This is a genomic window from Chamaesiphon sp. VAR_69_metabat_338 (genome assembly GCF_031423935.1).
Taxonomy (GTDB): Bacteria; Cyanobacteriota; Cyanobacteriia; order Cyanobacteriales; family Chamaesiphonaceae; genus Chamaesiphon.
In genome coordinates this window covers 1-11,074 of record NZ_JANPGM010000147.1, presented here as the reverse complement: position 1 = coordinate 11,074, position 11,074 = coordinate 1, and the positions used below count along the sequence as shown (strand labels likewise).

Here is an 11,074-nt window from a genome sequence, read left to right as displayed (position 1 = left end):
TCGATAAATAGTTACCGGACGCTGTTGCCCGATCCGGTGGGTGCGATCGGATGCCTGATCTTCGACGGCGGGATTCCACCAGGGATCCATGTGAATTACGTAGTCGGCGGCGGTGAGATTGAGTCCCGTACCTCCGGCTTTGAGGCTGATGAGAAAGACGTCGCCTTGCCCTGCTTGAAAGGCATCGACGCGGGATTTGCGATCGCGTGCGGGGGTGCTGCCATCGAGATATTGATAGGCAATTTTTTGACTTTCTAAGTATGCTTGTAAAATGTGTAAATGATCGACGAATTGACTGAAGACGAGGGCTTTATGTTTGTTTTCCAGGAGTTCGGTGAGGACTTCGCCGAAGAGTTGGAGTTTGGCACTGGGAATCGGGACACCAGCGGTGACTAGCTGCGGATTGCAACAAGCGCGGCGCAGTTTCATGATTTCGGCGAGGACTTGGAGGTGTTTTTGTCCTGGGGGTGCGTCGCTGTCGGTGAGTTTGGCGATCGCTTGTTGGCGTAGAGCTTCGTAGAATGCCATCTCAGCAGACGAGAGTTCGACTTGGAGGGTAATCTCGGTACGAGAGGGGAGTTCGGTGAGGACGTCGCGTTTGAGGCGGCGGAGAATGAAGGGTTGGATCAGTTTTTTGAGTTGGAGGCGGGTGTTGCGTTGGCGAAGTTTGTCTGCTGGTGTGTCGCCGGAACGTTCGATCGCGTTGGCAAAGCGGAGGTTAAAATCATCGAGGGAGCCGAGTAAGCCAGGGTTGATAAACCGGAAGAGATTCCAGAGTTCGCCGAGGTGATTTTCAATGGGCGTACCTGTCGCCACAATTTTAAATTTACCTTGCAAGTTCATTGCGGCTTGCGATCGCTTGGTGGCAAAGTTTTTGATCGATTGGGCTTCGTCAAGCACGATCGTTTCCCACTCGATTTTGGCGAGCATTTCGGCGACATCTTCTTGTTGCAATAAGCCGTAACTGCACACGACTAAATCTAGCGGTTTTAATTCATCTAGAGCTTGTTGTCTATCTCCACTCCCAAATTGAATTGGATTGAGGGTGGGTGCAAATTTTTGGGCTTCACTGAGCCAATTCATACAGACTGATGTCGGGGCAATTACCAGCGTTGCACCTTTGGGCGCGCGAGTGAGAATTACTGCCAGGGATTGGAGAGTTTTCCCCAAACCCATATCGTCAGCCAAGCACGCACCGACGCCCCAATGGGCGAGTCGTGCCAACCAGCGGAAGCCTTCTAGTTGATAATCGCGCAATTCTGCTTGCAGGGTAGAGGGTAGCTCGGGTTCGAGACTTTCCACCTCGCGTAATTTCTGGATGTGGGATTTCCAATATTTATCTGTCTCGACTTTGCCCACATCGTCGATCCAGTCTTCCATCGTCAACGCGGCGAGGGGGTGCATTCCCAGCCCTTTTTTGCCAGCTCTGCTAGAAACCAGCCGCAATTCATCCAGGCGTTGGCGAAACTCTTGAGTCAGCGCGAGAAATTGCCCGTCGCCGAGGGGGATAAATCGACTGGGAGTTCGATCGAGTAATGCGAGTAACTGTTGCAGTTCCAGCACTTCTTCGTCACTAACTTTGACTTCCCCGCTAGTGGCAAACCAATCATTTTCACGGTTAATTCGCAGTTTAAAGTCGCTCAAACCCGCTTGCTTGCTCACGCGCATTTTTTCGCCTTCCGGCCATTCGATCGTCGCCACATCGGCGAGAGCTTGCAATTCTAGTAGCAATTCCAGGCAGGTTTCCGGATCTTCGATCGACCATTCGCCATCGAGTTCGGGTGTTTCTACCAACTTCGGACAAGCACTAATAATCGCCTCTGCTAGACGGCTCTCTGCTGCCAAATCGCGCTTGGTTTGCAGCCGTTTGCCATCAATTTCCGCAATTACGGTTTCACCCCCCGTGCCGGGGCTGTAATAAGGGCCTGCGGGGGCAAATGGTTGCGCGAGGATAGTGAGTTTTAAGCCAGTGCCGATCGGGAATAATTGAATGTGGGGTTGCGGATCGCTGGGGACTTCTTCGATATTCTCCGCGCCGCCGCCGATATCGGAATGGATGGTGACGAGTTGGGAAATCGAACTGATGGCTGTGAGGACGCGCTCTTTGGCAATTGCTGGCACTTCCAGTCGATTTTTCACACCCAAGATTTCGCTAATCTGGCGATGACTGTCGTTAATTTCGATCGCTTTGAGGCGCGAGGGACTCTCTTTGACAACCATTACAGGTTGCCCGATTTGGGGTTGCGGCACCATTTCCAGGACGATCTTATCCCCCTTAATCGCTTTAATCGTCAGTTCGGGTTCGCCTTTAACTATTTCGATCCGCGTCGTCGAATTACTTTCCCAAAATACTAACGGATGTCCGATCAGCGAGAGGATAGCTCGATCGTCAAATTTATATTCCGTGCCGCCCCAACTGCTAGAATTATAACTTTTCAAGTGTCTACAGACTTGAAGATCTTGCGGCGTGAAATAATTAAACTCGCTGGTATCTCGCAATCGCTTAAGGGCAATGTTCCGCCCTTTGCCCCATTCACCTTTGGCATTAATTGCTTGTTCGCGCGGTTGCAGCATCCAACTGCTACTGCCATACATCGTTATCATCCACGCCAGCCGTTGGCTATTACTGTCGCGTTCGACGGTAGTTGTCGTGGCTTTGCGATCGAGATTTGTTAGCGCGTTGAGCGAGATTTCCCACGGCTCTTTGAGTTGAATTAAGTTGACAATGCTGGCGATGCCGATCTCTTTTTGATAGGTGCTAGTTTGTTTTTGATAAAAACTTTGGAATTTTTCAGTGGGATTGAGATGAGATAAGATTCCCGCTGCTTCCATTGCCAACCAGCGATAGCCAGACGCATCTGCCTGGGCATAATATTCTTCGAGGATGTTGGTAAGTAGCTCATCGGAGGCACTTTTCTCTACCCAGTAAATGCACAGTGCGCGCATCAGAATTTCGATACTATGGTGAGTTTTGAGCGGGATAGCGCGGAGAATCATGTCGCGTCGATGCAATTGTCCCAGTTGCAGCTCGATAACATTTTCTAATACGCTATAAGTCGAACTCAGCCACGATCGATCTGCAATTGCAACTTTGACATGCTCTAGTGCCGATCGCAAATCCGCACCTTCACCCTGTCTGAGTAATGCGAGAATATAAAATAAACCGCTGGCAGTATGCAGGTAAATTTTCCGTTTGCCATGCTCTTTCTTATATGCTTTGAGTGATTTTTCATATGCAGCGATCGCTAGTCGATCTTCACCTTGCAAAAAGTAACACCATCCCCACAGATCGGCATTTTTTTCTCGCCATGTGGCTGGGAAAGTATCGAGAATTTGCTTTCCTGTTGCTAATTTACCTCGTAAAAATAGCTGCTCGACGAGTTCGAGTTGCAGCTCTGGAGTTAGGGATTGGGTAAGGTTCGCCGCTACATTTTTCAGAGTGGCAAAAGCACGATCTGCAGGGATCAAATGCGCTAGCGAGTAATCGAGAACATCGATCCAAATCGTCGCTGCCAAGTCGGGATTTAGAGTCGCGAACCAATCTGGCTCAAAGGGATTATTACAGATTTGATTCCAGAGGAACTCTGGTGAAATCGGATCTGAAGACCGAAAGTAGCCATTGTAATAATCTTCAAATTGTTCTTTGATAAAAGCTAAATTATTTTGATAAAGTCCCAATCGGACTTCCCGAATAAATTCGCTGCGATTCTCGAACTGGCGCATATTACCCATGCGATATGTCGTAATCGGTAATTTTTCGGCGACCACTTGCACCATGATTTCCAGTTTACCGGCTACCACTGCATCGCGAGTGGCAATTTCAGCGATTAAGGGAGCGATCTTAATCGTATTTTTTGGCTGAGGAATTAGCAGCTCGCTAGCAATTAATCGATCGAGATAAGGTTTGAGCATTGCTGCTGTCAAAATCTTGCCACCCCACAAGCCCGTGCCATCCAGACAATCTAAATAGAGCGTGCGGGTAATTGGTGTATAAATAACTGAAAATAATTGAACGATCGCCAGATCGATTTCTACCAAAGTCTTGTAGATCGCTACCAATCGCTCGCGTTGTTTCTCGATTTTTAAATAATTTTCAGTTATCATGGCTTTCCGTCTCCAGGCGATGATTTAGGCTAGCTTAATATTGTCGATCGAGATGATAGATACCATTATCATCGATCGCAGTAATTGAAAAAAATCTTGAAACTTAGCGATCGACCATAGCACTCCTATTTGATATGTAAGAATATCGTAGCGTAAAGCTAAAACTAGTTTATTAGTCCGCGTAGGCGGACTTTGCATTCTGTTCGCGGAGCGTCTGCCTTGCAGATACGGCGGTTTCTAACCGCTGGGGTTATAGGTAGCAACTTGGGTTAATTAGTATCTTTAGTATTACCCATCAAATAAAGTAAAGCCATCCGAATCGCCACCCCATTATTTACCTGCTCCGAAATTAAACTCAAACTCAGATCGTCCATCAAATCCGAAGTGATTTCGACACCGCGATTAGTCGGCCCTGGATGGAGAATTTTGACATCGGGATGGCATAATTTTAGACGATCGCGCGTAATGCCATAGTGTTGATGATACTCGCGCAAACTGGGTAACAAATGGTCTGTCATCCGCTCTTGCTGGAGGCGTAATGTCATCACAAAATCAGCATCTTTAAGCGCGGGTTCGACTTGCCAATGTACGCACAAATTAGAGGTGTCGATCCCAGCTCTCGGCTCCCGACAGTAGTCGGCAAATTCCGCCGGAAGTAGCGTCGGCGGTGCGGCAAGATGGACTTGGGCACCGCTAGCAGTCAGACTCCAGATATTCGATCGCGCCACCCGCGAATGTAAAATATCCCCGACGATCGCAATTTTCTTGTCTTTCAGTAATTCTAATCGCGGATCGACGGGATCGATCGTCGCACAAATTGTCAGTAGATCTAGTAATGCTTGGGAAGGATGCTCGTGCTGTCCGTCGCCAGCATTAAGAATCCCTACTTTCATCCCCATAGCGTCCATTTCGGCAGCGATGGCGTGGGGCACTCCCGCTTGTTTGTGGCGGATTACCATTAAGTCTGCACCCATCGCCAGGTAAGTTTTGGCAGTATCGAGAATGGTTTCGCCTTTGGTGAGCGAGGAAGTCGCTGCCGCAAAGTTGAGCGTGTCGGCAGACAGGCGTTTGGCGGCTAATTCAAAACTGCTGCGGGTGCGTGTCGAAGACTCGAAAAAGAGGTTGGCAACCACGCGTCCTTGCAGCGTAGGCACTTTCTTCACCGCTCCGCGCGCTAATACTCCCTGGAAGCTATTGGCAGTCTGAAGGACGATATCATACTCCGCTGGGGTAAAATCTGCCAAGGATAGAATATGTCGGCGCGTCCAGGTCATGTTTTAGGGTGTAGAGGTTAGGGAGTAGGAGATAGGGATAAGAATGACTGTTTAATCTTTTTTTGCAAACAACATTATCTCAGTCATGAGTTGCTAGTTAATAGTTACTCGCGAACTACCAGAGAATTTGGACTGGATAATTGCCAAACACTCGATCCCCCGATATTAACGTCAATCTTTCAGATTGTGCTTGGGAAATCAGCAGTCGGTCGAAGGGATCTCGATGATGTAAGGGTAGATCCCGTAAAACTAGCAAATGATTGAGGTGAATTGGTAAAATTTCAATACCAGTTGGTATGAGATAAGACTCTACTATTAGCTCAATTGGCATTCCTAGCTGAAGCTTACCCAAAGTCATTTTAATAGTCATTTCCCATAAACTAGCAATACTCAGATGTAAGCTATTGCCATCATCTTCAATTGCCTGTTGTGCTGGTTGACTCAAGCTGTTACTGCCCTCTACCAACCAAATCAAAACATGTGTATCTAACAGTAACTTCATTACATATAGTCGGCAAAATCACTCAAAGGATCGTTAAAATCCTCTGCCATCATAACTTGTCCCCGCATACAGCCAAACAAATCTTTGCGAGTCAATTTAGGTTTGGGAGATTGCGCTAGTTGTTGTTGTTGTAACCCAGCAACGACGCGAGCGATGACTTCTAACCGCTCGGCTGGATCTAGCTGCTGGACATCTGCCAAAATTTTTTCTAACAACAGACTCATTATCTAGCCCTCAATTCTACAGGTATTATAGTCGGACATCAACATAGGCGATCGGTCGCGGCATCTGACCCCTAATCTTTACAGGTGCCAGACATTGACGGAAAGGGTAATTAAGGAGAGAAATAGAATAAACCCGATCGTGTCTAGTAATGTCGTGACTAATGGCCCACTAATCAGGGCTGGATCGACATTGATGTGTTTGAATCCGATTGGTAGTAAGGTTCCCAATGTTACGGCAATTACCGAATTTGCGGCCATCACCGCACCTGCCACCAATGCCACCCAGCGTTCGTCTGGTGGCGTCCAAATTAAGGCCAGGAGAATCATGGTCAAACCTAGTCCAACTGCCGTGCCTAGCCCTGCCAGTAACTCTTTACTAAGGATTTTAAGAGTATCGGCAGCGGTGACTTCACCGACACCGAGGGAGCGAATGGTGACAGTTAGAGCTTGAGTACCGACTGCACCGCCAGTATTGGAAAATAGCGGCATAATCACGGCGAGAACGGGGATTTTGGCGATCGTATCTTGGAACGGCGCGATCGAACTAGAAGCACCGATATATAGTGCCATAATCCCTAGCAACCAGGGGAGGCGATTTTGTAACTTGCTCCACGGTGAAGATAGGGAAGAATCTTCACCACTGGCGACCCCCGCCAGTTTTTGGATGTCTTCGGTGGCTTCCTCTTGCAAGATATCGACGACATCATCGATCGTGATAATCCCCACCAAGCGATCCTCGCGATCGACTACTGGCACGGCAATCAAGTCATACCGCTGCATTTGCCTAGCGACATCTTCTTGGGAGGTTTCGGTATAGGCTTTGATCACCCGATCGCTGGCAATATCAGTAATCGGCGTATCGGGCAGGGTGAACACCAATTGGCGTAGGGAAACTACTTGCAGTAGCTTCCGGCGATCGTCGGTGACATAGGCATAATAAACCGTCTCCTTATCGCGATCGCTGCGTTTGATCTTGGCCAAAGCTTCGCCGACTGTCAAACCTTGTTGCAGTCGCACGTATTCCGTTGTCATCACCCGTCCCGCCGTCCCTTCGGGATAGCCGATAATCGTCGCTGTCGCGGTGCGTTCTTCGGAACTGAGTTGGGGTAATAGACGTTTGACAACGCCTGCTGGTAGCTCGTCAAACAGGGCTACCCGATCGTCGGGACGCATCGCTTCGATCAGTTGGCAAACTTGCGTATCGTGGAGGGCGTCGATTAACTCTTCCTGGATTTCCGTCGGCAGATACTCAAATACCGCAATCGCGCACCCCTTAGACAGTAAGCGAAAGGCGATCGCCCGTCGATCTCCAGGCAACTCGCTAATATAGTCACCGACATCTACTGCTGGTAGATGATTTAGTTCTGACTTGAGTTGATTCAAGTCAGTGATTTCGGACAATTCGATCGAACCTTCGCGACTCAGCATAAAACCTCCTAGCCCCCTCTTTCTGGGGAGACTAGCTCGTCAGATTTAAAGAAGGTTGTTAATTAATCGCAGATGGACTAGAGTCCATAACGTACATAGAAACTTAGTGCCGATATTTTTAATGAAAATTTAAGATCGACATTTCTATCGTAGCGTTGGATGCGGCTAGATCGCAATCTTAAAAATGAGAGAATCACACAGATCCCCAGCGGAGCTGCTGCCGATCGCTAAATAAACAGCTTACAATCATCAAAAGAATCTATACTCGGCGCGACTCCCACATCCAACCAACTGCGCCACCGACTCATGTCCCAACCGCTCGAAGTTACTACTCACATTATCCTGCGCGATCTGTTGCGACATCAACCCGCGATCGCGGGTTGGAACCATCACCTGACGATGTCTCGCCTCGTCGCCCGTGCCATCCGCTCGTCCACATCGGCACTGATTCAAACTGGCATCGCTACCCACCGCCAAACCGGCAAATATCGAATCAGTTATCTGATTCCCGCCCTCCTCTGGCAGGATGCGACGATCGTCGCCATTCCCACCCGATTTCAAGCCCAGCTCGTCGCGACTGAATTGCCACAACTCCAGCAGTGGCTGGGCACTACCAAACCCGTGCATTGCGGCGATGAGCCACCCCGAGCGGGATTTACAGGTTTGTGGTTCATCGATCCGCGATCGTGGTTGCGGCTGCAGTTCGATCGTCCCCACGTCGCCAGCGGCATCCCGACGATCGTCGATGGTGCTGAGGATCTCGAAGATTGGGCGCGGGAATTACTAACAGTGCGGCTCGATAGTCACGATTGGGATACATGGCGATCGACTCAAACAGCAACTAATTGGGAGCGCGTTCTAGAGATTAAAATTCAATTACTCGCGGCTTTATGGCAGCGTCCGCCCAATCCTTATAATTGTTACGTGCTCGAACCTGAAGATCGCTCGCTCGTCGAGTCTTTAGGTAAACTAATCGAGCCACAAATTTCCCCTAATTGGCAGCAATTTTACCAGGAATTTTCGCAGCCGAGCGATCGCTTAGTCTGGGCGCAAATCGATCGCACAAATGGCACATTTTCCTTAGCAATTACACCGATCGATCTCGTTGCCACCCTCGCCCCAATCTGGCAACGTCAAGCATCAATATTAATTACCAGTGCCGTCGATCTTACCGCTAAAGCGATCGGTTATCGGCAAGAATTAGGTCTAGGTGAAATGACCTCAGTTAAATTCCCACTCGATCGCCGCACCGACAAGTTTAGACTATACATCCCGCGCTGGATGCCGATGCCCAATACTAGTAAATTTCAGCCCGTTTTAGTCGATGAAATCAAACACTTATTACAGCTGACCAATGGTCGGCCAAAATTTGTCGTAATTCTGATTCAGGATACCCCCCTTAAAGCCCAAATAGCCGCCATTCTGGCTGCGGAATGGGGTCGCAGAGTCCAAGTCGATCGCACCGACCTAGATGAGTCAAATATCCTCGTTTGTGGCTGGGACTTTTGGCAACAACATCAAGACGATCTACCGACACCAGAATTGACGATCGTGGCAACTTTACCGATTCCATCACTCGAAGATCCGTTAGTTGCCGCCAAAGTTAGTTTTTACAAACAACAACGCCAAGATTGGTTTCGACTGTATTTATTACCCACTGGCTTGAGAATTTTGCATCGCGCGATCGCACCCACGCGATCTTCTCAAGGAATTGTCGCTATCTTTGATAATCGGATCGATCGCCGTATTTACGGACAACAAGTATTAACTTCACTCAGTCCCTTCAACCGCATTAATTACCACGATCTCAGTTGGCTCGACTCTGCTTAATCGATCGGCAATTGTGACCGATCGACTAGTTAAGATTTAGCCGTAATTTGGGTGCGTTTTCCCAAGATGACACAGCCCATTACTGCCACTGCAAAACCCACTGTGTCGATCGTCACCCGTTCGCCGACTAATACAACCGAGAAAAAGATCGTAAAAAATGGCTGAATGAGCTGAAGTTGGCCGATGCGAGCGATCCCTCCCAAAGCTAGCCCCCGATACCAGGCGAAAAAGCCCAGGAACATGCTAAACACGCTTACATAGAGAAAACCGAGCAGCGGCTGGGGTGCGACTGCCAAAAAATTAGCTGGTGCGTGTTGCCAGACGATCGGCAGTAGCAGCGGTGTTGACAACAGCAATGCCCAACAGATAACTTGCCACGATCCAAATGTGCGCGCTAGCACCGCACCCTCAGCATAGCCTAGAGCTGCCGCCCCAACGGCACCAAGCATGGCCAGATCCGCCCATCGCATCGAGCCGCCGCCAGATAACAATGCAAAGCAAATTACCAACGCGCTACCCAAGCTGGCAAAAATCCAAAACTGGAGTGAAGGACGTTCCCCAGCTCTCCAGACACCACACATTGCTGTCGCTAGCGGCAGTAGCCCCGTAATCACTGCGCCGTGCGAAGCTGGTGCGTCTCGCATGGCGATCGCCGACAGCAATGGAAACCCAATGACAACGCCCCCAGCCACGATCGCAAAATTGGGGAAGAATCTTCCTGGCGGAATCCTTTGACGAGTAATCGCCAGTAAAATTAATGATAGTCCTGCGGCCACGATCGCGCGACCCAAGCCAACAAAAACCGGATCGAATCCCGAAATAGCTATCCGGGTTGCTGGTAAAGTGAGACTAAAAATTAGTATGCCTAAAAATCCGTAGCCAAAACTTGTTAACTCTTGCTGTGACTGTGGCTCCGTATTCATTCCACCCTCGATCGATTGGCAAATTATGACATCATTCAGCTTAAATATCGAAGTCACATTCATTGATGATAATACTGATGAGTCGTTGGGTGTTACCCAAATAGCCGCTAACAATCTCCCAGATGCATTTGAAAAAGATACCACCATCAATCTCAGCGGCATAGATTGGCATGTCCTAAATGCTCGCCCCAAAACTCGCGCCCAATACACAAAATCCAAGCAACTAATCTTGTGGCTGAGTCCCGTAGAAACAGCTAATCCTCGCGATCTTCTCTACAGTTTGCCATCGATCTGTGCGGTAGTACCAAAGCTAACCGATCGATCGCTGTCTGGGAGCGAATTAACGCTAGCAGAAGATGATTGGCGACAATTTGAATTGATATCCGATCGACTCGCTGACAAAGTCGATAAGGAAATTGCCAAAATTCAGCGCGTGCGGGACAATACCCAAGCTGGTATCGGTTGGAAAGAAATACACATCCGCAAAAAACCCGAAATCCCGATCGCCAATCATCTCGCCCTCACCCATCTTGCCAGCCTATTAAAAGTGTCTGCTAAATCTCCAGGGATCGCATTTGATGGCTCGCGATCTCCCCTCGCCGATGGTTATTCATTGACACTCAATGATGACTTCGCTATTTACGGTATCGCCCCCAAGGGCAAAGTCCAAGTAATTGCGATCGGGCAAGATGCCAACATTCCCCCAAATGAAGAATCGATCGATCTCCTCCACCAGCTCGCTCGCAAATTCAATCTCGATTTGGTACATTGGTGTCGTTGCCTGCGCGT

Annotated in this window: 9 protein-coding genes; 2 read left to right on the top strand and 7 right to left on the bottom strand. The window is 48.9% G+C overall.

From position 1 onward, the window contains the following. The 6 genes from RMO84_RS04360 to mgtE form a co-directional block, all read right to left on the bottom strand. Nucleotides 1-4,104: DEAD/DEAH box helicase (locus RMO84_RS04360; protein ID WP_310487257.1), on the bottom strand; the 4,104-nt coding region annotated here is incomplete at its 3' end. 24 nt (nucleotides 4,105-4,128) lie between these two features. Then, nucleotides 4,129-4,302 (bottom strand): hypothetical protein, encoded by a 174-nt coding sequence (locus RMO84_RS04355; protein WP_310487256.1) that lies wholly within the window; start codon nucleotides 4,300-4,302, stop codon nucleotides 4,129-4,131. Between the two features lie 71 nt (nucleotides 4,303-4,373). Next, nucleotides 4,374-5,378, bottom strand: a complete 1,005-nt coding sequence (locus RMO84_RS04350) for an aspartate carbamoyltransferase catalytic subunit (protein ID WP_310487255.1) — start codon at nucleotides 5,376-5,378, stop codon at nucleotides 4,374-4,376. Between the two features lie 115 nt (nucleotides 5,379-5,493). Further along, nucleotides 5,494-5,880 carry a type II toxin-antitoxin system VapC family toxin gene (locus RMO84_RS04345; protein WP_310487254.1) on the bottom strand — a complete coding sequence of 129 codons (387 nt, stop codon included), beginning with the start codon at nucleotides 5,878-5,880 and terminating at the stop codon, nucleotides 5,494-5,496. After that, nucleotides 5,880-6,104: a DUF2281 domain-containing protein gene (locus RMO84_RS04340; RefSeq protein ID WP_310487253.1), complete on the bottom strand. Its 225-nt coding sequence runs from the start codon at nucleotides 6,102-6,104 to the stop codon at nucleotides 5,880-5,882. Before RMO84_RS04340 ends, RMO84_RS04345 begins: the two co-directional genes overlap by 1 nt. 78 nt (nucleotides 6,105-6,182) lie before the next feature. After that, entirely contained in the window at nucleotides 6,183-7,532 is a 1,350-nt protein-coding gene (mgtE, locus tag RMO84_RS04335) for a magnesium transporter (protein ID WP_310487252.1), read from the bottom strand. 306 nt (nucleotides 7,533-7,838) lie between these two features. On the opposite strand from mgtE, the gene RMO84_RS04330 reads away from it, so the two are divergent. Further along, nucleotides 7,839-9,362 carry an ATP-dependent DNA helicase gene (locus RMO84_RS04330; protein ID WP_310487251.1) on the top strand — a complete coding sequence of 508 codons (1,524 nt, stop codon included), beginning with the start codon at nucleotides 7,839-7,841 and terminating at the stop codon, nucleotides 9,360-9,362. A gap of 29 nt (nucleotides 9,363-9,391) precedes the next feature. Here the strand turns inward: RMO84_RS04330 and RMO84_RS04325 are convergent, their stop codons facing one another. Beyond that, a complete protein-coding gene (locus tag RMO84_RS04325; protein ID WP_310487250.1) occupies nucleotides 9,392-10,285 on the bottom strand; it encodes a DMT family transporter in 894 nt (297 codons plus the stop codon). Between the two features lie 25 nt (nucleotides 10,286-10,310). Between RMO84_RS04325 and RMO84_RS04320 the strand changes: the two genes are divergently transcribed. Next, nucleotides 10,311-11,074 (top strand): hypothetical protein (locus tag RMO84_RS04320; protein WP_310487249.1); only part of this gene is annotated, 764 nt, incomplete at its 3' end.

What these genes read in the sequence shown, in the direction of transcription:
- RMO84_RS04355 (WP_310487256.1), bottom strand. Translation starts at nt 4,302, where the DNA reads ATGCAAAGTCCGCCTACGCGGACTAATAAACTAGTTTTAGCTTTACGC.
- RMO84_RS04350 (WP_310487255.1), bottom strand. Translation starts at nt 5,378, where the DNA reads ATGACCTGGACGCGCCGACATATTCTATCCTTGGCAGATTTTACCCCA.
- RMO84_RS04345 (WP_310487254.1), bottom strand. Translation starts at nt 5,880, where the DNA reads ATGAAGTTACTGTTAGATACACATGTTTTGATTTGGTTGGTAGAGGGC.
- RMO84_RS04340 (WP_310487253.1), bottom strand. Translation starts at nt 6,104, where the DNA reads ATGAGTCTGTTGTTAGAAAAAATTTTGGCAGATGTCCAGCAGCTAGAT.
- mgtE (WP_310487252.1), bottom strand. Translation starts at nt 7,532, where the DNA reads ATGCTGAGTCGCGAAGGTTCGATCGAATTGTCCGAAATCACTGACTTG.
- RMO84_RS04330 (WP_310487251.1), top strand. Translation starts at nt 7,839, where the DNA reads ATGTCCCAACCGCTCGAAGTTACTACTCACATTATCCTGCGCGATCTG.
- RMO84_RS04325 (WP_310487250.1), bottom strand. Translation starts at nt 10,285, where the DNA reads ATGAATACGGAGCCACAGTCACAGCAAGAGTTAACAAGTTTTGGCTAC.